We start from the raw sequence: 24,641 nt of genomic DNA, 5'->3' as shown, positions 1-24,641 counted from the left end.
GAACAGTTAACCGCAGACGCGGTACCTTTCGCAACGGACGAGGCAATCGGAGTTCCGGATGGGCCGACGGTGGAAGCTGACGCGTGCCGCATCGCTGCTCGGTGCCCTGGCGCTGTCAGGCTTTGCCGCCACCGAACTGCAGGCCGCCTCCGGTGTTTGCCGGCAGCTGGAAGCCGATCTCGCGGCCGCTTCGCGCGGTGGCGGCAGCAAGCCGGCCCTGCTCAGCAAATATGATGATGCAATCGTGCGGCAGCGCCAGCAGATTTCAAAGGCGGTCAGCCAATCCAGCCGCGCCGGCTGCGGCTTTTCGCTGTCGCGCCGCAACGCCAACGCATGCGCCACACTCGACGCCACCATCGATCGCATGGCAGCCAATCTCGACGGCTTGCAAGCCAAGCGCGCTGAACTCGCCGGCGGCGGCTCGGGCCGCGATCGCGCACGTATATTGGATTCGCTCGACGCCAATGGCTGCCGCGATGATGCGGCGCCGCCAAAGCCGGTACCGGGCCGCGACGCCAGCCGTGGAACCGGAAACTTGCTCGACCAGCTTTTGGGCAGCGACGCAATTGAACCCGGCGCGCGCGACCGGCCTGAAGCGCCCGACCAAGCTGTAGGCCCGCGCGACATCCGCACCATGCTCGCCGACGACATGGGCCAGCCGCTCGGCGAATTCCGCACCATGTGCGTGCGCGCCTGCGACGGCTATTTCTTCCCGATGTCGAACGCCGCCTCGCTGGGCGATTTCGAGCGCGACCAGAAGAACTGCGATTCGAGTTGCCCCGGCACCGAGATGCAGGTGTTTTATACGCGCGGCTTTGGCGACGACTCGGGCGGCATGACGTCTTCGGTCACCGGCAGGCCCTACAGCGAACTGCCGACCGCCTATCTCTACAAGCAGCCCGCGCGCCCGCCGGCCTGCGGCTGCAACGCTGCACAGAATTTCGAGATCATTGCCGGCAACCCGCCAGGCCCGGAACCCCCCGCCGACCCCGAGAGTTTGGCCAATGTCGAAGGCGAAGCCATCGAGCGCCTCGCCGTAAAACCCTCGCCGACGACCTTGCCGCCGCCGGAACAGCGCAAGGTCAGGGTCGTCGGGCCAGCGTTCCTTCCCGACCCAGCAGCGGCAACAGATCTGCAAGCTCCGGCCCCGAGGGCTGGCCGGTAAGCGCCAGCCTGAGCGGAGTGAACAGCGCCTTGCCCTTGCGGCCGGTCGCTTCCCTGATCCTGCCGGTCCACTCCTTCCAGACCGACCCGTTCCAGGGGTCTTCCGGCAAAAGGTCGAACGCCTGGCGAAGGTACTCGCGGTCGGCGTCGGAAAAGTCCGGCTGCTCCTGCGGGCCGTCGCGAAGCGTGCGCCACCAGATTGCTGCATCGGCCAGCCTGTCGAGATTGCCGCGCACCGCCAGCCAGAAGGGCTCAGCCTGTTCGCCGGAAATGCCGAGCACGATCAGCCGGTCGCGCGCCTCGGAAAACGGCATATGGTGCAGCAGCGCGCGGTTGAGCACGAAGAGCTCGTCCGGATCGAATTTGGCGGCGGATTTCGATGTCGCCGCCGGATCGAAGCGCTCGGCAAGCTCAGCCATCGTCTGCACGGCAACGACGTTTTCCGAGGTGCCGACGAGCACCGCCAGCGAGGCGACGGCCATCGGCTCGATGCCGGTCTCGCGCAGGCTTTCGATGGACAGCGCACCGCTCCGCTTCGACAGGCCCTCGCCCGATGCGGTGGTCAACAGATTGTGGTGGCCGAACACCGGTGGCTCGGCACCCAGCGCCTGGAACAAGGCTAACTGGACGCCGGTATTGGTGACGTGGTCGTCGCCGCGGATGACATGGCTGACGCCCATATCGATGTCGTCGACCACCGAAGGCAGAGTATAGAGGTAGGTGCCGTCCTCGCGCATGAGAACCGGGTCGGAAAGCGAGGCAAGGTCGACGGTTTCCTCGCCGCGCACCAGATCGTCCCAGTGGATTTCGGTGCGCTCCGGCTGCAACGGGTCGCTGGTGAAATTGGGCAGGAGAAAGCGCCAGTGCGGCCGGCGGCCATCGGCCTGGTATTCGGCGATCTGCTCAGCCGTCAGCGTCAGTGCCTCGCGGCCGTAGACCGGCGGCAGGCCGCGGGTGCGGCGCACCTTGCGCCTGAGATCGAGCTCTTCCGGTGTTTCGTAGCAGGCATAGAGAAGGCGCGCCGCCTTCAATTTCTCCACCGCCGCATCGTAGATCTCGAAGCGCCGCGACTGGTATTCCGTGGCGTCGGGAAAAATGCCCAGCCAATGCAGGTCATAGAGGATGGCGTCGGAGAATTCCTGCGTCGAGCGGGCAACGTCGGTGTCGTCGAAGCGCTGGATGAAGCGGCCCTTGTTGTTCATGGCGAATAGCCAGTTGAACAGCGCAGTGCGGGCATTGCCGATATGAATGCGGCCGGTGGGTGATGGGGCGAAACGGACGGTTACTGTCATGAACGGGGCGTACCGGATGGTTTTGCTGTTGACAAGACGCCCCCGCGCTCGGCCGCAGACATAGGACATGACGAAGGCGATGAAAAGGCGGCAGCGCCGCGCGGCGCTCTGACAGACGCGCGCGGCGCTAAGTCGTCAGATCGCCAACCCCTTGGTCAATTCGAGCGCCTGGCGCTCGAACAGCCGGCGGTAGATGCCGCCTTGCAGCCGGATCAGTTGATCGTGCGAGCCCTCCTCGACGATGCGGCCGCGATCGAACACCAGAAGCCTGTCCAGCGCCCGCACCGTCGAAAGCCGGTGCGCGATGACCAGCGTCGTGCGGCCGACCATCAACCGTTCCATCGCCTGCTGGATCAGCACCTCCGATTCTGAATCGAGGCTGGAAGTCGCTTCGTCCAGAATGAGGATCCGCGCATCGGCGAGGAAAGCCCGCGCGATCGCCACCCGCTGGCGCTCGCCGCCCGATAGTTTCACGCCGCGCTCGCCGACCAGCGTGCCATAGCCTTTCGGCAGGTCGACGATGAAATCGTGCGCGCTTGCCAGCCGTGCGGCGTGCTCGATCTCGGCCTGCGTGGCGCTCGGCCGGGCATAGGCGATGTTTTCGGCCAGCGACCGGTGGAACAGGATCGGCTCCTGCTGGACGATGGCGATCTGCCCGCGCAGCGATGCCTGCGCCACCACGGAGATATCCTGGCCGTCGATCAGGATGGTCCCCGCGTTCACGTCGTAAAGCCGCTGGATCAGCTTGACGAAGGTCGTCTTGCCCGAACCTGAATGGCCGACCAGCCCGACGCGCTCGCCCGGCGCGATGTCCACCGAAAAGTCGCGATACAGCGGCAGTCGGTGGCTGCCGTAATGGAAGGTGACGTTGTCGAAGCTGATGCGGCCATCGGTGATGCGGATCGGTTTGGCGCCGGGCACATCCTCGATGCCGAGCGGCTCGGACTGGAAGTCGACCAGTTCCTCCATGTCGTTGATCGAGCGCTGCAGATTGCGGATGTGCGTGCCGATATCGCGCAGATAGCCTTGCAGCACGAAGAACGAGGTCAGCACGAAGGTGACATCGCCGGCGCTCGCCCGCCCCCACGACCACAAAAGCAGGGAGAATCCGATCACCGCTGTTCGCAGAAGCAGCAGCATCGAGCCTTGCGTGGTGCCGTTGATGGTGCCGCGCACCCAGGTGCGGCGCGTGCGGGCGCGCCATCTGGCGACGACTTTGGCGAGGCGCGTTTCCTCGCGTTCCTCGGCGCCAAAACCCTTGACCACGGCGTTGCAGCTCACCGCATCGGCCAGCGAGCCGCCCAGGCGCGTGTCCCATGCATTGGCAAGCCTTGCCGCGGGCGCGACATAGCCAAGCGACAGCAGCGCCGTCACCGCGATGAACAGCACCGAGCCTGCGGCGACGACAGCACCCATCAGCGGCCAGAACCAGCCGAGCAGCAGCGTCGAGCCGACGAGCATGACCACCGACGGCAGCAGTGCGATCAGGATCGTGTCGTTGAGCAGGTCGAGCGCCCACATGCCACGGGTTATCTTGCGCACGGTCGATCCGGCGAAGCTGTTGGCGTGCCAGTCGGTGGAGAAGCGCTGGACGCGGTGGAAGGCGTCGGCGGCGATATCCGCCATCATCTTCAGGGTCAGTTCGACGATGGCCATGAAGGCGAGGTTGCGCAGCACGACGCCAGTGAGCGCCAGCGCCACCAGCATCGAAAAGGCCGCCATCGCCGCATTCCAGGCGACGTCGTCGGCCGCAGCACTGCTGGCGACGGCGTCGACCAGCCGTCCGGAATAGAGCGGCGTCAGCACGTCGGCCAAGGTCGACAGCAGGAACGTGCCCATGATGAGCGAAAGCCGCCACGGCTGGCGCCGCCAATGGCTGAGCGTGAAGCCAAGGACGCTGCGAAAGGCGCCGGCGCGCAAATCGATCTGAAAACGAGCCATGATGTCATTCGGGCGCAAGAGAGCCCGGTCCCGGTAAGGTCGAAAATTGAAAACCCGCGAGGGGCGCGTTGGCGCCCAGGAATGCGGAGGTTTGGCAAATTGGCGGCTCGCCCGAATATGGGCGGCGACCGGCATCGACGAACGCCTGTTGTCAGATGGGCTTGGCCATGAAGGTGAGAACCTTCCGGCGCGCCGTCTGCGACCTAGGCTTCGCGGCCTCGCATAACGATGTCAAATCCTGGCATTCGGTCCTCCCGAAAAGGGGAATCGCGGAGACAGCCTTTATAGAGACGCCTCGACGCCGCGCCAAGCCAGAGAGCGGCCAAAAGCCCATCTGGTCCAACCAGTGAGGCAACTTTGCCACAACGGAGGGTTGTGCGCCACAGTCGGTGAAGCTGCCAATCTCCCCCCAAGTGGGGGAGATGCCCGGCAGGGCAGAGGGGGGCGCGGTCCCGCCGATGTGTCAAAAGGCTCCGCACCGCCACGCCGCTCAAAAGGAACGGCATGCACAGCCTAGCCGCCGTCCCTGAACCGGTTGGTGATGGGATAACGGCGGTCGCGGCCGAAATTCTTTTTGGTGATCTTGACGCCCGGCGCTGCCTGCCGGCGCTTGTATTCGGCGATGTAGAGCAGGTGCTCGATGCGCGTCACCGTTGCCCGGTCGTGGCCGCGGGCAACAATCTCGTCGACACCCATCTCGTTCTCGACCAGACACTCCAATATGTCGTCCAGCACCGGATAGGGCGGCAGCGAATCCTGATCCGTCTGGTTCTCGCGCAGTTCCGCCGACGGCGCCTTGTCGATGATGTTGTTCGGGATCACCTCGCCGGAAGGGCCCAGCGCACCCGGCGGCACATGCGTATTGCGCCAGCGCGCCAGCGCATAGACCTGCATCTTGTAGAGGTCTTTTATCGGGTTGAAGCCGCCATTCATGTCGCCGTAGAGCGTGGCGTAGCCGACCGACATCTCGCTCTTGTTGCCGGTGGTCACCACCATCGAGCCGAACTTGTTGGAGATCGCCATCAAAATGGTGCCGCGCGCGCGGCTCTGCAGGTTCTCCTCGGTGATGCCTTGCTTGGTGCCCTCGAAAAGCTGCGTCAGCGTATGCAGGAATCCCTCGACCGGCTCAAAGATCGGCACGATGTCGTAACGGCAGCCGAGCGCGCGGGCGCAATCCTCGGCGTCTTTGAGCGAATCCTTCGAGGTGTAGCGGTAGGGCATCATCACGGCGCGCAGTCGCTCCTCGCCGAGCGCATCGACGGCAAGTGCTGCGCAGATCGCCGAATCGATGCCGCCGGAAAGACCGAGCACAACGTTCCTGAAGCCGTTCTTGTTGACGTAGTCGCGCAGGCCCAGCATGCAGGCGCGGTAGTCGGCCTCCTCCTTTTCCGGGATCTTCGACATCGGCCCTTCCGAGCAGACCCAGCCCTCGGCGCGGTTGCGCTTCCAGGTGGTGACGTTGACCGTTTCCTCGAACTGGCTCATCTGGAAGGCCAGCGTCTTGTCGGAACCTATGGCAAACGACGCGCCGTCGAAGATCAGCTCGTCCTGACCGCCAAGCTGGTTGGCATAGATGATCGGCAGTCCGCATTCGATGACCTGGCGAATGACAATTTGGTGGCGAACATCGACCTTGCCGCGATAATAGGGCGAGCCGTTCGGCACCAGCAGGATTTCCGCGCCGCTTTCGGCCAGCGTCTCGCAGACGCCGACATCGCCCCAGATGTCTTCGCAGATCGGAATTCCCAGGCGCACGCCGCGAAAATTGACCGGCCCCTGGATTTCAGGGCCGGCCTGGAAGACGCGCTTCTCGTCGAATTCGCCGTAGTTCGGCAGATCGAGCTTGTAGCGCTCGGCAAGGATCTTGCCGCCATCGGCAAAGATGATCGAATTGTGCGTGCCGCTCTTGCGCTTCAGCGGCGTGCCGATGACGACGCCGGGCCCGCCATCGGCAGTGTCGCCAGCGAAATCCTGCGCCGCCCGCTCGCAGGCGTTCAGGAACGCCGGCTTCAGCACCAGGTCTTCGGGCGGATAACCGGCGAGGAAAAGCTCGGTGAACAGCACGAGGTCGGCGCCCTGTCGGGCGGCATCCGCCCTCGCCTCGCGCGCCTTGGCGAGATTGCCGGCGACATCGCCGACCGTTGGATTGAGCTGGGCGACGGCGATGCGCAATATGTCGGAAGTGGTGTTGTCGGTCATGCCTGCTGACTTAGCGCGACAGAATTGGGCGGGCAATGGCGTTTGCTTGGACCACCCCGGACCGAATGACCTATGTCATTCGTGTCCCGGACCGAATGACACTGTCATTCGTGTCCGGACCGATCGGACCGCCGGATACCGATCGCGTCCTATTCGCCCATATATTCGCGCAGAGCCTGCGGCGAGTGGTTCTCGCCGATCGACATCGCCAGGATGCGCGAAATATGCCGGCGCGGCAGCCCGGTCTGCGCCGCCCAGGCATTGATCTGGTTCTGGATCTTGTCGAGATCCCGCTTCGATGTCGGGTGTTCGGCGATGTCGAGGCCGGCGTCGCGCAGCGCGGCCGCCATGTCGCCTGAGATGATGAAGGCGTCCCACTCCAGCCACCTCAGAAAATACTGGCCGGTATTGCCGCCGAGCCGGCTGCCATGCTTGCCGAGATAGGCCATCAGTCCAACCTGGTCGTCTTCTGGCCAGTCCGCGAGGAACCTGCCAAAGCCGCCATGCTCCTTCGACACCCGCTCGACGAAGGCCGCGTTTTCGCGAACCGACTTGATCTTCTGCGGATTGCGCACGATGCGCTCGTCGGCTGTCAGTTCGTGCCAGAAATCGTCGGGCTGGAACAGCAGCCGCTTCGGCTCGAAGCCAAGGAACGCTTGTTCGAAACCCGGCCATTTCTGCTCGATGACCCGCCAGACGAAGCCGGCGGCGAAAACACGCTCGGCCATCGTCGACAGGATGCGGTCGTCCCTAATGTCAGCCACCGCGGCATTGTCGGGCATCGGCCCCAGCAGCGACGCCAGCACCGCTTCCCCGCCCTTGCGTTTGGCCGCGCGGGCGCGGATTTTCTGAAAATCCATCATTGCTTCCTCACCCTGTCGCGTCAATCTACCACTTCCCGTGCGAACCGGCAGCCTCTACCTCTATCGCTGACGACGGAGCCGACAATGAACAAGACGATCGAAGATCTGGCAAACCGCTGGCTGAGGCGAAGGCCGGATGGCCTGAGCCAGGTCGAGAGCCAGGTGCTGCAAAGCACGCTCGAACGCACCACGATCTCGAAGGACACCAACAAGGCCGTCGCATTTCACCAGACGTTTGGCGACCGCCTCGCCGATACCATCGCCCGGATCGGCGGTTCGTGGTCCTTCATTCTTGGCTTCATCGCCTTCCTGATCCTGTGGACGTCAGGCAATGTCTGGCTTCTGTCGCGCGATGCCTTTGATCCCTATCCCTTCATCTTCCTCAACCTTGTCCTGTCGATGGTCGCTGCGCTGCAGGCGCCGGTGATCATGATGGCGCAGAACCGCCAGGCCGAGCGCGACCGCATCGACGCCGCCCACGACTACGAGGTCAATCTTAAGGCCGAGATCGAGATCATGGCGCTGCATGAGAAGCTGGACGAACTGCGCCACAGCCAGATCGTTGGCATGCGCGACGAGATCGCGCAGCTGGCCGAACAGGTGAAGCGCATCGACGAAATCCTGTCGAAGCAGCGGACGCGCTCATGACCGATGCCATCCATAACCTTGTCGAGCAATATGGGCTGATTGCCGTCTTTCTGGGCTGCGTCGCCGAGGGCGAAAGTGCCGCCCTCCTCGGCGGGTTCTTCGCCCATCAGCATGTTTTCGTGCTGTGGCAGGCGTTTCTGGCGGCCGCCGTCGGCGCTTTTGCCGGCGACAGCTTTTTCTTTATCCTCGGACGAAGCTTCGCCGACCATCCGTTCGTGGTCAAACTGAAGGGCCGGCCGGGTTTCAGCCACGCCTATCGTCTTGTCTCCACCCATCCCGACATTTTCGTGCTGTCGAACCGTTTCATCTACGGCCTGCGCCTTGTCGGCGGCATCGCGTCCGGATTGTCCGGCATTGCCGTGACACGCTTTGTCATTCTCAACGCCATTTCATCGATTGTCTGGGCCGGATTGTTCACCACCATCGGCTATGTGTTCGGGCTGGGCGCGGAGCGCATCGTCGGCCAGGCGTTGGTCCGTCACGAGCGATTGCTGATCGCCCTGGCGATTGGGCTGGGCGTGGCCGTCCTTGCCTGGTTCATCGCTCACCATGTCGCCAGGAAGGAACGTGCCAAGGGAACGTGAGGGCCGACCGAACCTGACCTCGTTGTGCTTAAGGGTGAGCCGCTCGCAAAAAAAGAAAAGTCCTGCTGGATCACTTTGCGGCAGAACGATCCGATGTGAATACTCCATCGTTCGGTGGATCAAATCATCTTGAATGCAGATCTCGATTTGTGATATTCTAGTCAGTATGACTAGAAAAAATAAAACATTGGCCTCGGCCCATTCCCAGTCGTCCAAACGACTCTCGCACGAGCCGCGCGCAGGCCGATGGGCGCTGCAAGACGCCAAGGCGCATTTCAGTGAGTTGGTGCGCCGGGTTCGCATCGACGGTCCTCAACATGTCACGGTGCATGGCCGCCAGGAGGTCGTTGTCATTTCGGTTGAGGAATTCCGGCGCCTCAAAGGCGACCAGACCGGGGAGGCCTTGATCGCCGCCATGCAGGCCTCGCCGTATCGTGACATTGACATCGCCCCGCGCCGCAACGTGCTGCCCGTGCGCGAAGTGTTTTTGTGACCGGTTGGCTTCTCGACACCAACATCCTATCCGAGCTTCGTCGCCCCAGGCCGGAGCCAAAGGTTGTCGCTTTCGTTGCCGCGCAGCCGCTTGACTCGCTCTTCGTCAGTTCCGTGACGCTCGCAGAAATCCGCTTCGGGATCGAGATGGTGGATGATCCGGGCCGGCGCGCGGAACTGACCGATTGGTTATCGCACAAAGTTCGACCGATGTTCGAACAACGCACGTTACCTGTGACGGAAGACGTCATGCTGAAATGGCGACTGCTGGTCGAGGGGGGTCGTAAAATTGGCCACACGTTTTCGCAGCCAGATCTTATCATAGCCGCAACTGCGCTGTTGCATGGCCTGACAGTCGTCACCCGCGATGCGGCGGACTACGAACGCGCGCATGTGGATATCAAGAATCCCTGGTTGGACTGAGAACTCGTCATGCCGACCATCAATCGGGGACCGCTTAGCGCTGTCAGATCGGTAGTCCCATGATTCGCTCGACGATGGCGATGCCCCAGACGCCGGCAACGATCACCACCGAAATCAGCACCGCCAGCGAACCGCAATCCTTGGCGAGCTGGATATCGACGTTGAACTCCCGGCTGAACGCATCGCATGCCGCCTCGATGCCGGTGTTCAGCACTTCGACCATGATCAGCAGCAGCACCGCGCCGATCAGCAGCGCATAGCCGCGCCACGACACCGAAACAAACCAGCCGAGCGGCAGCGCCAGCACGAGCAGCATCAGCTCCTGCTGGAAGGCTTTTTCGCTGGAAGCCAATTTGCGAAATGCCCGCACTGAATTGTAGAAAGCATCGATCAGCCGCTGCATGCCAAACCTTTCCGAACCACTGGCAGGGGATAGCGCAATGGCCGGATCAAGGGAATAAGGCGATCGCGGCAAAAATCATTTGCCGGCGAGCTTGTCACTCATCGGCGACCTTGATCGACGGCGTCGACTTTTCGAACTGCGGCAGCCCATCGTCGATCGTGTAGTAATCGCCTTTGTCGCCAACGAAGATGTGGCATTGGCCCTGAAGTCCGGTGGGCTTGTCGAACAGTCCTGCCAGAACCGAGACATATTCATCATCCTGCGGCTTCCAGAACAGCAACGAGCCGCATGTCTTGCAGAAACCGCGCCTGGCAAACGAAGATGCTTCGTACCAGGTGATGCTTTCCACGCCCATAATCGTGATGTCTGCATCGGCAACATTGGTTGCAGCGTAGAAATGCCCGCTCTGCTTCCGGCACTGCGAGCAGTGGCAGTAGATGACGCCGCGCAACGGCCCGCGCGTCTTGAACCGCACAGCCCCGCACAGGCAAGAGCCGCTTTGTGTGTCGTCCATCTCGGACCTCCCGACGCAGTCGCCATTCTTGGCGTCCCTTGCCAGATTCCAGTTTTGCAGCGGCTGCGCCCAAGCAAATGCGACATTTGATGGGTGGGTTCCGCACAGCACAGTTTGTACAAAGTTGCAGGCCGCGCCAACAGCCTCCAGACGGCCCACCAATTGTTAAGGCTAGCATCTTTCCATATGAATTATTGTGGGTTATATTTTCATTAGAAAGGAGAAGCTGCCGACAATGCGACCCGATCTCGCCGGCAACACGGCCGAAAATGCAGTCCTGACCAAGGCGACGCTGCGCGCCGCAGACCTGCTGGACATTACCGCCAGGATGCTGGCCTCGATCATCGGGGTTTCGGAAGCCACGGTTTCGCGCATGCGCAGGCAGGAGTTCCTGCTGGAGCGTGGAACCAAGCCGTTCGAGCTTGCCGTGCTGTTCGTCCGTCTGTTCCGCTCGCTCGACGCCATTGTCGGCGGCGACGAGACCGTTGCCCGGGCATGGCTGAAGAACGCCAACACGGCCTTCGATGGCACCCCGCTCGAAAAAATCGTGACGATATCAGGGCTTGTCGATGTCATCGCCTATCTGGACTCCCGACGCGCTCTCGTCTGAAGCCGCGAAGCGATTTGGCAAGTATGGGCTCGATGGCAAGTATTGGCGCATGGTCGAGGCGCAGCATCGCGTCTCGACGTTGAAAGTCGTTGATACGCTCGACGAACAGGCCGTCCTCGAAGACCTGATCGAGGAAACCAAGCCGCAAATCCCCTTGGAATGCCGGCATCTGCATTATCTCCTGGCAACGCCCTTCCGCTACGGATCGATCTACCCGCACGGTTCGCGCTTCCGCCGCGCCGGCAGGACCAAAGGCGTCTACTACGCGGCGGAAACCATGATGACCGCAGTTTCCGAAATGGCCTTCTACCGCTTGCTGTTCTTCGCGGAATCGCCGGCTACGCCATGGCCGCGCGACGCCGCCGAATACACCGCTTTCGCCGCCGCGATACGCAGCACAAAGGTGATCGACCTGACGCGGCCGCCGCTCGACCGCGACGCGGCGGCGTGGACGCACCCGACCGACTACGCAGCCTGCCAAAATATTGCCGATGTCGCGCGCGAAGCCGGGCTGGAGGCGATCCGCTATCGCTCCGTGCGCGATCCGAAAGGCGCCAATGTGGCGCTGCTGTCATGCAGCGGCTTTGCCAGGCCGAAACCGCTGGAACCCCATACCTGGCGCATCCGGCTGGGCGCCTTCGGCGTGCAGGCGATCTGTGAGTTCCCGCAAAAGCGGATCGAGTTTTCCAGGACGGCGTTTGCCGCCGATCCCCGGCTCAATGGACTGCGCTGGGAGCGCGGGCGCTGAGCAGATCCTGGCGAAAATCCGACGCTAAACTACCGCTTGGGCTGGGATGCGCCTTGGTCAAATGGAAAGTGCCAGGAGCGGACGCTTAGCGCCCATATACCAAACGTCTTGACGGGTGCCGGTAGCAGACTGGCAGCTCCTGGCACCAGGGAGCGATAGCAGACATCCACCCTGGTTGGATTGAAGTCTCAAACTGACCATCGCGCGAGCTTGGCCGCTCCCGCCTGACGGCTGATACTGCTTGACATCGACTCTCCGTTCAGGAAACACTGGTCAGACCACTGTAAGGCCAGTGGGAAGGAGGGGCGGCCGATGTTAACGATGCTTGCCGAGGGCGACGACCTATCGGGCGCAGAGAAGGTGTTCACCTTCTTCCGCGACGCGTTGCTGAACGGCACCCTGAAGCCGGGCGAGCGCCTGCTGGGCGAGCGTGAACTGTCGCTGAGCCTCAGCGTGTCTCGGCCGCTGCTGCGCGAGGCATTGCGTTCGCTCGCCATGCTCGGCTTCCTCGATATCCGCCATGGCAAGGGCGCCTACGTCCGCCAGGCCGATATCAACGTCCTCTCGGATTTCTTCACCTTCAGCCTCGCTCAGCAGCCCGACATCCTCGACGACGTGATGCAGGCACGCATTGCGATCGAGTGCCAGGCGATCCGGCTTGCCTGCGAGCGCGCGACGGAAAGCGATCTGAAGCGCATCGGCTCGAAGCTCACCCAGCTGATGGACACGCTGCACGATCCGGTCGAGGGCGGCGCAGCCGACTTCGCTTTCCACCAGGCGATCGTCGAGGCCGGGCACAGCGAGGCACTGACAACACTCTACGGCGCGATCGGCGAATTGCTGCGCCGCAGCCATGTCCAGCGGCGCGAAGTGACTGTCTCAGAGCCCGGCATCGTGGACTATCTCGTGGAAGCGCACCGCGAAGTGTTTCTATCGATTGTCGATCGCGATGCGGACGCGGCCGACCGCAAGCTCCGCGACCATTTCGCCATCGGCGACGAATTCCGTCGCCGCAGCCTCATCTCGGCCTTCGTTCGTAGGCCGCAGACCTAAGCAACAGGGATGAAAATCAAGGGAGGATTTCCGACATGCTGCACAGGACCATCATCAACGCACTGACAGGCGCGGCCGTCGCGCTCGTCATGACGGGCGCAGCGCTCTCCGCCGAGCTGCGCTACGCGCATGTGGGTGCCGAGGGCGACATCCAGACGATCTACGCCGCCGAGGCCGCGAAAGGCATCGCCGCAGCCACGAACAACGAAGTGACCGTGACGGTTTATCCGGCGAGCCAGCTCGGCGGCGTCGCCGAGATGGTTGACGGCGTCAAGATTGGCTCGATTTCGATGGGCCACCATGACTTCGCCTCGCTCGCACGCCTTGTGCCTGAGGTCGCGGTGTTCAACGCTCCCTTCATCTACCGCGACGGCGCGCATGCGCTTGCCGCAACCGACCCGGCGACGTCGCCCGCGCTGCAGGCGCTCAACGAGAAGCTCGTCGCACAGGGTGTGCGCATCATCGGCCGCATCTACCGCGGCGACCGCCAGATCTCGTCCAATTTCCCGGTCAAGACGCCGGCCGATCTCGCCGGCAAGCCGTTCCGCGCCGTCCCGCTCGAGCTGTGGGTCTCGATGGTCAAAGGGTTCGGCGCTATCCCGACGCCGGTCGAGGTCGCGGAATTGCCGACAGCCCTGATGACGGGCGTGGTGGTCGGGCAAGAGAACCCGCTGACCATGATCGCCTCGAACAACCTCAACGAAGTGCAGTCACATATCTCGATGACCGGCCACATGCGTGCCGTCCTCGCCGTGTTCGTCAATGAGGAGGTCTGGCAGGGCCTGACTGAGGCGCAGCGCGCCTCGATCACCAAAGTGCTCGACGACGAGGCAAAGAAGTCGCTGCAAATGGCCCAGGATGGCGAGGCCAAGCTCGTCGAAGAGCTGAAGGGACGCGGCATGACCATCATCACCGAGGCCGACGGGCTGGACATCGCCGCATTCCGCGACGGCGTCAACATGCAGATCGCGCAGGACTTCCCGAACTTCACTCCGCTAATCGAGCAGATCCAGGCGGTCAAGTGATCGACGACGGCCGGGGCTCGCGCCCCGGCCAACCCCTTTGGTAAATTGTCGCCGCCAGCGCCGGTTCGCCGGCCGGAAGGGAGGACGCGATGCGCATCGCCGAACGCATTCTTACAGCTTTCGTCGTCATCATCATGACCGGCCTCGTGCTCGTGCCGACCGCGCAGGTGATCATGCGTGGCGTCTTCGTGCTGCCTTTCATCGGGGCCGAGGAGTTCACGCGCTTCCTGCTCATCTGCCTGGTCTTCTGCGCCTATCCACTGGTGGTGCAGAACGGCGAGAACATCGTCATGGGCGAATTCAAAGCCGCGATGCCGGCGCGCCTGCGCGGGATCGTCAACTGGTCGATCTCGATCGGCGCCATCGCCGCGACCGGCTTCCTCGCCTATGTCACGGCAACCAACATTTCGAGGAACCTGGCCAACGCGACGCCGACGCTCGGCATCCCGTTCTGGATCTTCCTGGGCGCGACCTTGTTCGGCTTCGCCGGCGCGGCTCTTGTCCACCTCCTCCACCTGCGCAAGCCGCCGCAGGCCGACACCAATATCGCGGTCTAACATGGGTTTCGCGGTCGTCATCGCCTTCCTGGCGCTCTTCATGCTCGGCTTTCCGGTGGTCTATGCCATCCTCCTGCCGTCCATTGCCTACGTAGTCATCGAAGGCCTTCCGCTCGGCCTCCTTGCACAGCGCGTCACTTATGCGCTCGATTCCTTCCCGCTGGTTGCGGTTCCGCTGTTCATCTTCGTCGGCAATCTGATGAACCTGTCGGGGATCACCGACCGCATCTTCCGATTTGCCTACACTCTGGTCGGCCGCGTGCCGGGCGGTCTGGCGCAGGTGAATGTATTCGGCAGCTTGGTCTTCTCCGGTATGTCGGGGGCCGCGCTCGCCGATATCGGAGGACTCGGACGCATCGAGATCGATGCGATGAAGAAGCGCGGATTCGACGCCTCCTTCGCAGGCGCCGTCACCGGCGCCTCGGCGACACTGGGGCCGATCTTCCCGCCGTCCATTCCCCTGATCGTCTACGGCTCGGTGACGAGTGTCTCGATCGTGCAGCTCCTGGTCGCGGGTATCGTGCCCGCCATACTGTGCACTGCGCTCCTGATGCTGACGGTGCTCGTGGTGGCGACAATCCACAAGCATCCGCGGGCCGACCGCTGGCCGACGCTGTGGGAAGTAGGACGCGACTTCCTGCCGGCGCTCCCTGCGATCGTCGCGCCCGCCCTGATGATTGCCGGCATGACAGCCGGCGCCTTCACGCCGACCGAGGCGGCGGCCATCACCACCGTCTACGTCATCCTCATCAGCGCCTTGCTCTACCGCGAGTTGACCCTCGATCATCTGTGGAACTCGGCCGTGCTCACCGCGCGCAGTTCCTCGGCGATCCTGATCATCGTGGCGGCAGCGGCCCTCTTTGGCTGGATCCTCGCGGTCGAGCAAGTGCCGCAAAGCTTCGCGGCCGCACTGCTTGGCCTCTCACGCGATCCGGTAATGCTACTCGTCATCGCGAATCTCATCTTCTTTGTGGCGGGCATGTTCCTGGATTCCACGACGGCTACACTGCTGCTGGTGCCGATCATCGCGCCGCCGCTGGTGCTGGCAGGCGTCGACCCGGTTCAGCTCGGCATCGTCACGATCTTCAATCTGATGCTCGGCCTGCTTACACCGCCGATGGGCCTGTCGCTTTTTCTGGTGGCCGACATCGCCAAGGTCTCGATCCGGCAACTGCTCAAGGCGCTGCTGCCGTTCTACATCCCGCTGCTGACCACGCTTGCGATCCTGACCTTCGCGAAGGATCTCACCTTGTGGCTGCCCCGCATGATCGCTCAGTAACCCTGGAGAATTCTGAAGATGCGCATAGTCATCGGTTCCGACCACGCCGGCTTCCCGCTCAAGGCGACAATCATTGATCATATAAAGTCGCTGGGACACGAAGTGCACGACGCCGGATCCTACGATCCCAATCCGGTGGATTTTCCGGACATCGCGAAGACGGTGACGTCATCGATTATCGAGGGCAAGGCCGAGCGCGGCCTGATGGTGTGCGGCACGGGAGTCGGCGCTTCAATCGCGGCTAATAAGGTGAAGGGCATCCGTGCGGCGGTCTGCCACGACGTGCATTCGGCCCACCAATCGGTCGAGCACGACGACGTCAACGTCATGTGCATCGGCGCACAGATCGTCGGTGCCTGGCTCGCCAAGGACCTTGTAACGGCCTATCTCGCGGCCGAGTTCTCGACCGACGAGGATTTCCGCCGCCGTGTACGCAAGCTCGCCGAGATGGATGGCGAGCGGTAGTTTCAAGAGAAGAAGGCACTATCCGGGCCGAAAACTGCCCTTCCGCTTTCGGGACGAAGTTACAGACAAGCAGCCATTCCGCTGATCGACCCAATGCGGACGTTCGCTCTCCGAGAACGAATTCACGCCCATGACCCTGGGCAGACGCCTTACCGCCGGCCGGCCAACGTCTGCTCTGGACGTGGAAGCTGACGTCGCGTTGCTCCCGCCCGAGACATAAGGCGGGAGACCGCAATTTGTTGCATCAAGCCGGCAGCGGCTTGTGGAAACGGCACCAGCCATTTGGGCTGATTGCACCGGCAACGATCTCGCACCCGTTTGGCTCTCGGAAGTGAGTACACCCACCGCAGCGTCGGCCACGATTTGGGGTGTCCTGGTACAGCGCCAGCGCCTTGGTTTTCTTTCCGGCTGCCATCGGTACAGTCATACAGGCTGAAAGGCCGCCGGCGCTGGCGATCGCCGCACCAGTCACAGAGACTTTCAGGAAATTGCGGCGAGACAGCGCTCGGCTTAAAGCTGCCGATCCGTGGTTCACATCATCATCTTTACTCATGGTCTTTCTCCAGGAGCAGCCCTCGTCAAAATGGGCTCAGGTGCTCTTGAGCGTGCCGTTCATCCCTTCCGGATAGAAGCCGCCCTTGTTCACTCCGTCCTTGTCGCTGAGATAGACGATCCGGAGCACCTCCTGTGGCGTTCTGGTGAAGGCGATCGCATCGGGCGTCGAGGGAACGATGTTGGCTTTTCCGTCCACCTGGATCCCTTGGTCCTTATCGTCAGATCCGTCGATTTTGTCTCGGGCATCGGAGACGGCGTTGGCGGCCTTCCAGGCTTCCTCTCCCTTCCGATATAGCGTAGATCGCGCCATGCCCATGTGGTAGGCCTCGACCGCCAGGATGCCCGCGGCGGCGGCGAGGAAGTCTTTGTTTTTCAGAACCGTCGCCGCACCGGCATAGGCGGTGACGCCGACATCCTCGAACAACATCCCGCCGAGAACGAAGTTCGTTTCGTTGCCGAAGGGGTCGAACTCCGGCCCGAGGCCAGCTGCCTCCGCAACCGCCTTGAACCCCGCGTCGAAATCGATGGCCGGCCGGTCAACAGCGTCCGTTCCAAGCGTCTTGCGGTAGAAGCGGACGTGCGCGAGTTCGTTTTCGGCGACTTCCTGCATGAATTCGCCGATGGCCGGCGTCTCGAACGAGACCTGCTTTCCACCAACGACGTCGCCGGGTTTCGAACCGGCATCGGCTGCGTCGATGCCTTTTCCGGTGGTGCCGCGGAGGTAGTATTCAGCCTCCATATATTCGAGGTTGAGCGCAAAGCGGAAAATGTCCTCGTCCGATATGTCCTGTGCCAATACCGGAGAAGGCCGTGCGATTCCGCCGAGTGCCGCTCCGGCACCGAGTACGACAAGTCCCTGAAGCGACTGACGCCGGGATAGGTGAAGTGCGCCCTGCATGGCAGTCTCCTATGTTTGTTGATTCAACGCCGCTGTCAGAACCGCGGCGCCGAGTGCATTTGCCTGATGATTAGATGGTCCGGGCCGCCAAAATATTCCCGCGTCCCGCTACAACATCCCCGCGAAAGGAGCCGGCGTAATCTCGACATGGACGGCGTCTACGTGCGCTCAGTCGCCGTGTTCAACGGATGAACATCCTTTCGAACCAGGCGGATTGCGAGCCGGTCCAGGACTGATTGCGCGAGGCGGTCACAACGGGCGCCAGCGAAGAGAAACGTATCCGTGAACACGGTGGCGAGCTTGTCCCGCAGCGCCTCGCGGAGCAGCCGGCGTGCGCGATAAAGACGGGTGCTCACCGTCTGCGGTCGCAATGCCAAGAGAAAAGCCGTTTCCTCAATGCTCATTTCCTCGAGACGATGCGAAAGGGCTCTGGCAAGCCACCGACGGCTCGCTCCAGGAGGTTGCGGATTTCAGCGAGAGCGGCCGCCTCTTCGGGATCAGGCTTGTGGGCGCTGAACGGAGCGACCATGCCTTCGATGGCTTTCACGTCGACGGTGGGCCGCTTTTTCCGGCGGCGTCCCAGCGCCTCGTTCAGCGCGATCCGGGTGAGCCAGGTCGACAGCTGCGCCTCCGCGCGGAATTCGGCCAGATGGGTGAAGGCGTGGATATAGGTCTCCTGAAGTACGTCCTCGGCCTCGGTGTCGTCATTCAGGACGGCGCGGGCGACCCGGTGAAGCCGCTGATTGTGACGCTTGATGATTAACCAGAATGCGGCGGGGTCACACTGTCGCGCGTGTTCAACCAGCCCCGCGTCGTCAAGGTCCTCGATCCTCAGTGCCTCGGTGGATCCGGTCGGCTTCATCATAGGCGCTCCAGATGCATCAGCTGCCGCGACGCAGGCGGGGGATGGCTCCGCCCGGGCGTGGCCTGAGGAAGTTCACCGCAAATTGCTCTTCGGAAACAGCACGCGATCGGGTTTTGCATTCATTCGCGCCAGCATTTCCTTGATCAAGCGTGTTTTGGTGCGCCCCGCTTCCTTCGGCGGCACGAGGTAACGCACGATGGCCTCGAGCCAGGTGTTTTCACTGACGCGAAAATGAACCACGGGATGCTCCTTCACTTCGAGTTCGTCCACCGGCGTTTGCGACAGGATGTGCTTATAGACCTTCACCTTCTGGCTCATGATGTCGCCGATCTGCTCGTCGACGACCTCTTTCATGGTTTTCGCTACGAATTCCAGATCGCTTTCATACGCGAGCTGGAACTTGATTTCGTTCCAGACATAGGGAAACAGCGGCCAGGAATAGTTGAATACCGGCATGTCAAACACGGTGGAATTCGGAAACTTGATGACGCGTCCGCTCGGATGATCGGTCCAAAGATGTTCGCCGCCGAATTCCCATAACGTCGTGTCGAGATAGCTGACATCAATGACATCGCCATGGGCATCGCCGATGCGAATGCGGTCGCCAACGCGATAAGGCGCCCTGGCCAGAATATAAATCCACGCGATGAAACTGGAGATCGGCATTTGCAGTGCAAAGCCGAGAATCAGTGAAATCAGGCCGAGTGAGACAACCGCGGCGTACCAGTTCACAAATAAGACTGAAATGGCCACGAAGACGATGGCGACGACGACGACCAATCGAAAAATACGTTGCAAGTTGAAGCGCGAAACACGATTGGGAATTCGGCCAATGACAAAGACTTCAATAACATTCGCAACGGTCAGCATAATGAAAATGAGAAGGCCGCCCCTGACGTAGTTCAGCACGCGAACGCGCAAAGGCGCGTCAAGCCATTCTAAGCGCCAATTGATCAGGAGTTGGATGCCAAAAAGCAGCAAGGCAGCGGCAGCGAAACCAAGCGTCCACCAGACGTCTTCCTTGCGAAGGCTGAAGCGGAATTTTTCCTCGGGCTTTTTCGCCTTCTGTTCCATAGTTTTTGGATCAGCAGTCTGTTGCGCGGCCCGTTCGAGTCGGGAAAGGTTCTCCTGTTCCTTGGCGCGCGGTTCCATGGGTTCACCTCCCGATGTGGCCATCAACACCCCGCCAGTGCCTTCTCGTTCCTCGACGGCGGCATTCCGGAAAACGAGCCGAAGTCAGTCGCTGACTGGCTCCCTGCCGGTTCCCGACAGCTGGTCTTCTTTCCGGCGGGCCCGTCTTTGGTGAAATAGGGCGGCAAGCACATCGCCACCATATTCGGCAAGTGCCTTATAGCCCGATCCGAAATTAGTTGAGTTTGGTATCAGCAGCTCCCCGAGAGCTCACCGGTAGAGATCTCGACTGTTCATCGAGCGGCCGTTGGTTCGAATCCAACTCGGGGAGCCAGCCTTCATCGGCCGGCGCGTTTCTTGCGTACCTTCCAGCAAATTTCCACCACATCCCAGAACTAACGATCGCTTCATCGGGATTGGCTGATAGCTTCGGCACGTCTTGGCATGACATGACTGCGGGAGGATGCCCCTTGAGAATGAGATATCTGCTAGCAGCCTCACTCGTTGTGGCGATCGTCCTGACGCTCAAATGGGAATGGCGGGAGCCCCATCACTTCGAGGATGAGGTCATGCGAGCCGCGCTGGCGGAGGAAGTTCGCCGGGACGACACCCGTTGCCCGCTCAGCAGCAAAGCTGTGGAGCAGGCTCGGCCATGGGTTCTTGCAGCCTGCGCGGCAGGCGGGCTCGGCTGGCATGAGGCAGCGGCGAAATATGGCGACGATGCAGCCAGAGTGTTCCTCGTCTATGGCGAGGATCCGGGTTTCGTGGAGGTTTTCGACCGTCTCGGCCATCCGGTCGTGCCGGTGATTGCTTACTTCGTGAAGAATGGATCGTCGCAGTACTTGTTGCAGGAAACCGTCGGTCAGGGCCTCTCGAGCCTGTGGGACGACCGGCAGGTGGGATTCGGCCTCGCCGAGATTTCGCCGGAGCAATATGGGCTTATTGCCATTCACGAACTCAAGGATCGCGGGCACGAAATGCTGTCGGAGTTCGAGATCGTTGACGGAACAGCAGTCCGCAGACAGTTCACCCGCACGCTGCTCGGTGCGAAGAACATAGTCCTGGGCGGCGTTTCCGATCTGGAAGGGGTGATCACCCGCGGCGAGCGGCTTCCAACCTGGGGTGAGATGGGTTGGGCGGCGTTCGATGCGGCAATCGTCGTCGGGGGCATGGGCGCCGCAGCCAAGGCATTGCGCGTTGCGAGGGCACCGGTGGCCGCAGCTGGTCGCGGAACTGTGCGGATGGCACATTTGAGGGCTGCGGGCAAAGGTGCGTTCCAATCGCTTTCCGCCGTCGGCACCGCAGCCGGTGTCGCCGCCGTCGTCGCACTTCCCTATGTGGCGATCACGCGACCTCACCTTCTGACAAACGCGGCCGGATGGATAGCCGAACAAGCAGGTCTCCCGGCCTGGCTCGGCGCCTTTGCGGCCTACCTCATACTCTGTCTTGTCCTGGCTTCTCTGCTGAGGATGGTTCTGACGCCGCTGGCCTGGACGCTGCGAACGCTGAGCAAGATCGTTGGACGACTCGCCGGTGCCGGCGGTGTCCGGCCCGCGGCAGCCTAACTCCCGCGCACCTGAGGCGGAAGACGCCTTCTGACGCACCACCACCTCCGACGGGGTTGATCCGGACCTGGTGCCGCGACATGTTTGGTGAGATCGGAGCGGCGTTTGCTTCAAATGGCCGCCGCTTTGTTCTCGACGTCGTGGGCCAGGAGAGGTTCATGAGTGCTCTAGCCCAGTGCCGAGCGTTGCTGGCCGCGTTTCTCGCGAGTGTCGCCGCCTTCGTTTCGACATCGGCGCCCGCTCAGGACCGCGTAGCCGAGCGTGCGGCCATGATCGAGACGATAAAGGGACATGCCCGTTCCGCGGCACACGATATCGATCCGGCGGTGCTCAAGACGATGGGCACCGTGCCGCGCGACCATTTCGTACCCGAGGCACAGCGCGGCGCGGCCTATCAGGACCGGCCCCTGCCGATCGGGCACGGTCAGACGATCTCGCAGCCCTTTATCGTCGCGCTCATGACCGACCTGATCAATGTCCGGCCTGGCGACACCGTCCTCGAGATCGGCACCGGCTCGGGCTATCAGGCAGCCATCCTGTCGCCCCTCGCCGCCAAGGTTTACTCGATCGAAATTGTCCCGGAACTTGGCAAGAGGGCAGCGACACGGCTTGCGGTGCCCCGCTTCGACAATGTCGAGGTGAAGGTGGACGACGGCTACTACGGCTGGCCTGAGCGCGCGCCCTTCGACGGCATCGTAGTGACCGCGGCTGCCAGCCATATCCCGCCGCCGCTTGTCGAGCAGCTCGCTGAAGGAGGTCGGATGGTCATCCCCGTGGGAGGCCCCTTTGCAACCCAGTTTCTCATGCTCGTCGAGAAGCGACGAGGCGGCGGCATCATGACCCGGCAGCTGCTGCCGGTGAGCTTCGTTCCGCTGCGGGGTGGTCCCTCCCGGTGAGAGCGGGCCGCATGCTACCAGTCGGTCTCATTTCGGCAGCGGTTCTCGGCTACGAATTGCTGCTGATGCGATTGTTTTCGATCGTTCAATGGCACCATTTTGCCTACATGATCATCAGCATCGCGCTCTTGGGCTTCGGCGCGAGCGGTACGTTCATTGCGCTTGCCCAGCGCTGGCTAGTGGAGCGCTACCCGGCCGCTTTCGCGGCGTCGGCAGCGTTGTTCGGCATGACCGCGATCGCCAGCTTCGCCATCGCCGAACGTCTGCCGTTCAACGCGCTCGAGATCATCTGGGCTCCGCGACAGCTCGCTTGGCTCGCGGCCAACTATGCGCTTTTGATCCTGCCGTTCTTCTTTGGCGCGACCTGCGTCGGCCTTGCTTTCTGCCGCCATCCCGGACAGATCGGACGCGTCTACGCCTTCGACTTGGCCGGCGCAGGGATCGGTGCGCTGGGTATCGTCGGGCTCCTGTTCCTGGTCTTTCCATCTACGGCGCTGCGTTTCGTTGCAGCACTGGCCTTCGCGGCGGCTGCCTTTGCCGCCTTCGGCATGGTCCGCCATCGGTGGCTCGCAGCCGGCGGCCTTGGGTTGGCAGCGGCGTTCGTTGCAGTATCGCTACCGCCGTCCTGGGTGGCCCCCGAGCCGCATATGTCGCAGTACAAGGGCCTCCGCATAGCCCTGGAGGTTCCGAACGCGCGGGTGATCGAGGAGCGGTCGAGCCCGCTCGGGTTGCTGACGGTTGTCGAGAGTCCGACCGTCCCCTTCCGTTACGCGCCTGGCCTAAGCCTTGCCAATACCCAAGAGCCGCCTGCGCAACTCGCCGTCTTCACTGATGGCGACAGTATTTCGGCAATCACTGCCTATGGAGGCGATCCGGCGAAGCTCGCCTATCTCGACCGGACAACGGCGGCGCTGCCGTACCGCATCCTCAAGCGGCCGCGTGTACTAATCCTCGGCGCCGGGGGCGGCGAGCAGGTGCTGCTGGCGCTGCGCGCCGGGGCCGATACCGTGGATGCGGTAGAAGTCAACCCGCAAATGATCGACTTGGCTCGGAATCGCTTCGCCGACTTCGCTGGCGGTATCTTCAGCCGACCGAACCTGCGCTTGCATTTGGCCGAGGCGCGCGCCTTCGCTGCGACTGCTGGCGAGCGCTACGACCTGATCCAGATGCCGCTCCTCGATTCCTTCAGCGCGGCCGCGGCCGGCGTGCAGAGCTTGCATGAAAACTACACCTATACCGTTGAGGCAATGCGAGATTACCTCGCGATTCTCGGACCAGATGGTATCGTCGCTATCACACGATGGCTGCGAGTGCCGCCGCGTGACAGCCTTAAGCTGTTCGCCACCGCCATAGCAGCGCTCGAGGCGGAAGGCGTGGCCGAGCCGGGCCGGCACCTGGCGCTGATCCGGAGCTGGAATACCGCAAGTTTGCTCGCCGCCAGGTCGCCGTTCAAAGGCGAAGACATTGCGGCCATTCGCAGCTTCGCGGCCGAGAACTTCTTCGACATCTCTTGGGTGCCAGGCATCTCCGCGAGCGACGTGAACCACTTCAACCAGCTCGATCAGGAATATCTCTACGAGGGAGCCCTCGCGCTCCTCGGCCCTGAGCGCGCCGACTTCATCGAGCGCTACAAGTTCGCCATCGCACCGGCCACCGACAATCGGCCCTATTTCTTCGACTTCTTCCGCTGGCGCGCCCTGCCCGAACTCCTGGCCCTGCGCAGCCAGGGCGGGGCAGCGATGCTCGACTGGAGCTACCTGATCCTCGTGACGACTCTGGTCCAGGCTGCCATCCTCAGCGCCGTCCTGATCCTCCTGCCGCTATGGATTCGCAGACACGCGCTCGGGAAAGCTTTGCACCGGCTGCGCTTCGGGCTCTACTTCCTTGCCTTGGGGCTAGCCTTTCTCTTCATCGAAATAGCCTTCATCCAGCGCTTTGTGCTGTTCCTCGGTCACCCGTTCTACGCTGTCGCTGTCGTGCTTGCGGGCTTCCTCGCCTTCGCCGGTCTCGGTAGCGCCGTTGCCGCACGCTGGGCCGCGACGGTCGGGCGCGGGTCGGCGGTGCGCGGCATCGCTCTCGCTGTCGGGGTTATCGCGATCCTGGCTGCCACCTACCTTCTCGCGCTGCCCTCAGTATTCGAAAGGCTACTGGCATTCCCGGACGCCGCGAAGATCGCGATCGCGCTCCTTCTCATAGCGCCGCTCGCACTTTTTATGGGCATGCCGTTTCCCCTCGGCCTCGGGCATGTCGGCGCGCGTTCGGAGACATTCATTCCCTGGGCGTGGGGCATCAACGGCTGTTCGTCCGTGCTGAGCGCGATTCTCGCCACGCTGCTTGCCATGCATATCGGGTTCTCTGGCGTCGTGATGATCGCCGTGGTCCTTTATCTTGTCGCCCCAGCCTTGCTTGCAAACAGGCTCGCGATTCGAACCATGATCCCTTTCCGGTCGTGAAGTTCTTCACGCTTAACC

The 24,641-nt window shown here is 62.4% G+C and carries 24 protein-coding genes, 1 tRNA gene and 1 pseudogene; 16 read left to right on the top strand and 10 right to left on the bottom strand.

Annotated elements, in window-relative coordinates; all coding sequences use genetic code 11:
* Window positions 1-58: 58 nt before the first annotated feature.
* Complete coding sequence (locus JG739_RS16965) at window positions 59-1,165, top strand: DUF2865 domain-containing protein (RefSeq protein WP_202362600.1); 1,107 nt, start codon at window positions 59-61, stop codon at window positions 1,163-1,165.
* Here JG739_RS16965 and gltX read toward each other — a convergent pair.
* The 4 genes from gltX to JG739_RS16945 form a co-directional block, all read right to left on the bottom strand.
* Window positions 1,083-2,456 (bottom strand): glutamate--tRNA ligase, encoded by a 1,374-nt coding sequence (gltX, locus tag JG739_RS16960; protein ID WP_202362599.1) that lies wholly within the window; start codon window positions 2,454-2,456, stop codon window positions 1,083-1,085. The two genes, JG739_RS16965 and gltX, sit on opposite strands and share 83 nt — an antisense overlap.
* Window positions 2,457-2,591: 135 nt before the next feature.
* Complete coding sequence (locus tag JG739_RS16955; protein WP_202362598.1) at window positions 2,592-4,397, bottom strand: ABC transporter ATP-binding protein; 1,806 nt, start codon at window positions 4,395-4,397, stop codon at window positions 2,592-2,594.
* 513 nt (window positions 4,398-4,910) lie between these two features.
* Window positions 4,911-6,596 carry an NAD+ synthase gene (locus tag JG739_RS16950; RefSeq protein ID WP_202362597.1) on the bottom strand — a complete coding sequence of 562 codons (1,686 nt, stop codon included), beginning with the start codon at window positions 6,594-6,596 and terminating at the stop codon, window positions 4,911-4,913.
* Between the two features lie 149 nt (window positions 6,597-6,745).
* Window positions 6,746-7,459, bottom strand: a complete 714-nt coding sequence (locus tag JG739_RS16945) for a DNA-3-methyladenine glycosylase I (RefSeq protein ID WP_202362596.1) — start codon at window positions 7,457-7,459, stop codon at window positions 6,746-6,748.
* A gap of 84 nt (window positions 7,460-7,543) precedes the next feature.
* Between JG739_RS16945 and JG739_RS16940 the strand changes: the two genes are divergently transcribed.
* The 4 genes from JG739_RS16940 to JG739_RS16925 all read left to right on the top strand — a co-directional run bounded on the left by JG739_RS16940 (window position 7,544) and on the right by JG739_RS16925 (window position 9,606).
* A complete protein-coding gene (locus tag JG739_RS16940) occupies window positions 7,544-8,107 on the top strand; it encodes a DUF1003 domain-containing protein (protein ID WP_202362595.1) in 564 nt (187 codons plus the stop codon).
* Window positions 8,104-8,691 (top strand): DedA family protein, encoded by a 588-nt coding sequence (locus tag JG739_RS16935; RefSeq protein WP_202362594.1) that lies wholly within the window; start codon window positions 8,104-8,106, stop codon window positions 8,689-8,691. The genes JG739_RS16940 and JG739_RS16935 overlap by 4 nt, the downstream gene beginning before the upstream one ends.
* A gap of 133 nt (window positions 8,692-8,824) precedes the next feature.
* Window positions 8,825-9,184, top strand: coding sequence for a type II toxin-antitoxin system Phd/YefM family antitoxin (locus tag JG739_RS16930; RefSeq protein WP_244749463.1), 360 nt, complete (start codon window positions 8,825-8,827; stop codon window positions 9,182-9,184).
* Window positions 9,181-9,606, top strand: a complete 426-nt coding sequence (locus JG739_RS16925) for a type II toxin-antitoxin system VapC family toxin (RefSeq protein WP_202362593.1) — start codon at window positions 9,181-9,183, stop codon at window positions 9,604-9,606. Before JG739_RS16930 ends, JG739_RS16925 begins: the two co-directional genes overlap by 4 nt.
* Before the next feature lie 43 nt (window positions 9,607-9,649).
* Here the strand turns inward: JG739_RS16925 and JG739_RS16920 are convergent, their stop codons facing one another.
* Together JG739_RS16920 and JG739_RS16915 are read right to left on the bottom strand one after the other, a co-directional pair.
* Window positions 9,650-10,009, bottom strand: a complete 360-nt coding sequence (locus tag JG739_RS16920) for a diacylglycerol kinase (RefSeq protein ID WP_202362592.1) — start codon at window positions 10,007-10,009, stop codon at window positions 9,650-9,652.
* 94 nt (window positions 10,010-10,103) lie between these two features.
* Entirely contained in the window at window positions 10,104-10,523 is a 420-nt protein-coding gene (locus JG739_RS16915) for a GFA family protein (RefSeq protein WP_202362591.1), read from the bottom strand.
* A 235-nt stretch (window positions 10,524-10,758) separates the two neighbouring features.
* On the opposite strand from JG739_RS16915, the gene JG739_RS16910 reads away from it, so the two are divergent.
* The 7 genes from JG739_RS16910 (at window position 10,759) to rpiB (ending at window position 16,260) form a co-directional block, all read left to right on the top strand.
* Window positions 10,759-11,133: an MbcA/ParS/Xre antitoxin family protein gene (locus JG739_RS16910; RefSeq protein ID WP_202362590.1), complete on the top strand. Its 375-nt coding sequence runs from the start codon at window positions 10,759-10,761 to the stop codon at window positions 11,131-11,133.
* Window positions 11,093-11,881 (top strand): RES family NAD+ phosphorylase, encoded by a 789-nt coding sequence (locus JG739_RS16905; protein ID WP_202362589.1) that lies wholly within the window; start codon window positions 11,093-11,095, stop codon window positions 11,879-11,881. The genes JG739_RS16910 and JG739_RS16905 overlap by 41 nt, the downstream gene beginning before the upstream one ends.
* A 312-nt stretch (window positions 11,882-12,193) precedes the next feature.
* Complete coding sequence (locus tag JG739_RS16900) at window positions 12,194-12,934, top strand: FadR/GntR family transcriptional regulator (protein WP_202362588.1); 741 nt, start codon at window positions 12,194-12,196, stop codon at window positions 12,932-12,934.
* Window positions 12,935-12,969: 35 nt separating this feature from the next.
* Window positions 12,970-13,959 (top strand): TRAP transporter substrate-binding protein, encoded by a 990-nt coding sequence (locus JG739_RS16895; RefSeq protein WP_202362587.1) that lies wholly within the window; start codon window positions 12,970-12,972, stop codon window positions 13,957-13,959.
* An 89-nt stretch (window positions 13,960-14,048) separates the two neighbouring features.
* Window positions 14,049-14,516, top strand: coding sequence for a TRAP transporter small permease (locus tag JG739_RS16890; RefSeq protein WP_202362586.1), 468 nt, complete (start codon window positions 14,049-14,051; stop codon window positions 14,514-14,516).
* Window position 14,517: 1 nt separating this feature from the next.
* The gene (locus tag JG739_RS16885) at window positions 14,518-15,795 is read left to right on the top strand and encodes a TRAP transporter large permease (RefSeq protein WP_202362585.1); all 1,278 of its coding nucleotides are present in this window, start codon (window positions 14,518-14,520) and stop codon (window positions 15,793-15,795) included.
* 18 nt (window positions 15,796-15,813) lie between these two features.
* A complete protein-coding gene (gene rpiB / locus JG739_RS16880; protein ID WP_202362584.1) occupies window positions 15,814-16,260 on the top strand; it encodes a ribose 5-phosphate isomerase B in 447 nt (148 codons plus the stop codon).
* A 244-nt stretch (window positions 16,261-16,504) separates the two neighbouring features.
* On the opposite strand, the gene JG739_RS16875 is transcribed toward rpiB, so the two are convergent.
* The 4 genes and pseudogenes from JG739_RS16875 to JG739_RS16860 form a co-directional block, all read right to left on the bottom strand.
* The gene (locus JG739_RS16875) at window positions 16,505-16,813 is read right to left on the bottom strand and encodes a twin-arginine translocation signal domain-containing protein (protein ID WP_202362583.1); all 309 of its coding nucleotides are present in this window, start codon (window positions 16,811-16,813) and stop codon (window positions 16,505-16,507) included.
* Between the two features lie 36 nt (window positions 16,814-16,849).
* Window positions 16,850-17,713 carry a ferritin-like domain-containing protein gene (locus JG739_RS16870; RefSeq protein WP_370463410.1) on the bottom strand — a complete coding sequence of 288 codons (864 nt, stop codon included), beginning with the start codon at window positions 17,711-17,713 and terminating at the stop codon, window positions 16,850-16,852.
* A gap of 158 nt (window positions 17,714-17,871) precedes the next feature.
* Window positions 17,872-18,578, bottom strand: a pseudogene (locus tag JG739_RS16865) (RNA polymerase sigma factor).
* A 72-nt stretch (window positions 18,579-18,650) separates the two neighbouring features.
* The gene (locus JG739_RS16860) at window positions 18,651-19,730 is read right to left on the bottom strand and encodes a mechanosensitive ion channel family protein (RefSeq protein ID WP_202362582.1); all 1,080 of its coding nucleotides are present in this window, start codon (window positions 19,728-19,730) and stop codon (window positions 18,651-18,653) included.
* Window positions 19,731-19,968: 238 nt separating this feature from the next.
* On the opposite strand from JG739_RS16860, the gene JG739_RS16855 reads away from it, so the two are divergent.
* The 4 genes from JG739_RS16855 to JG739_RS16840 all read left to right on the top strand — a co-directional run bounded on the left by JG739_RS16855 (window position 19,969) and on the right by JG739_RS16840 (window position 24,623).
* Window positions 19,969-20,043: transfer RNA gene (locus JG739_RS16855), tRNA-Asn, on the top strand.
* 142 nt (window positions 20,044-20,185) lie between these two features.
* Window positions 20,186-21,274 carry a hypothetical protein gene (locus tag JG739_RS16850; RefSeq protein WP_202362581.1) on the top strand — a complete coding sequence of 363 codons (1,089 nt, stop codon included), beginning with the start codon at window positions 20,186-20,188 and terminating at the stop codon, window positions 21,272-21,274.
* Window positions 21,275-21,354: 80 nt separating this feature from the next.
* Window positions 21,355-22,170 carry a protein-L-isoaspartate(D-aspartate) O-methyltransferase gene (locus JG739_RS16845; RefSeq protein WP_244749462.1) on the top strand — a complete coding sequence of 272 codons (816 nt, stop codon included), beginning with the start codon at window positions 21,355-21,357 and terminating at the stop codon, window positions 22,168-22,170.
* Window positions 22,171-22,277: 107 nt separating this feature from the next.
* Window positions 22,278-24,623 (top strand): SAM-dependent methyltransferase, encoded by a 2,346-nt coding sequence (locus JG739_RS16840; RefSeq protein WP_244749461.1) that lies wholly within the window; start codon window positions 22,278-22,280, stop codon window positions 24,621-24,623.
* Window positions 24,624-24,641 lie beyond the last annotated feature (18 nt).

Origin of the sequence: Mesorhizobium sp. L-2-11 (assembly GCF_016756595.1) — a bacterium.
In the GTDB taxonomy this organism is placed as follows: domain Bacteria; phylum Pseudomonadota; class Alphaproteobacteria; order Rhizobiales; family Rhizobiaceae; genus Mesorhizobium.
Note: the sequence above shows the minus strand (reverse complement) of the source record. Positions and strands in the feature narration are given on the sequence as shown.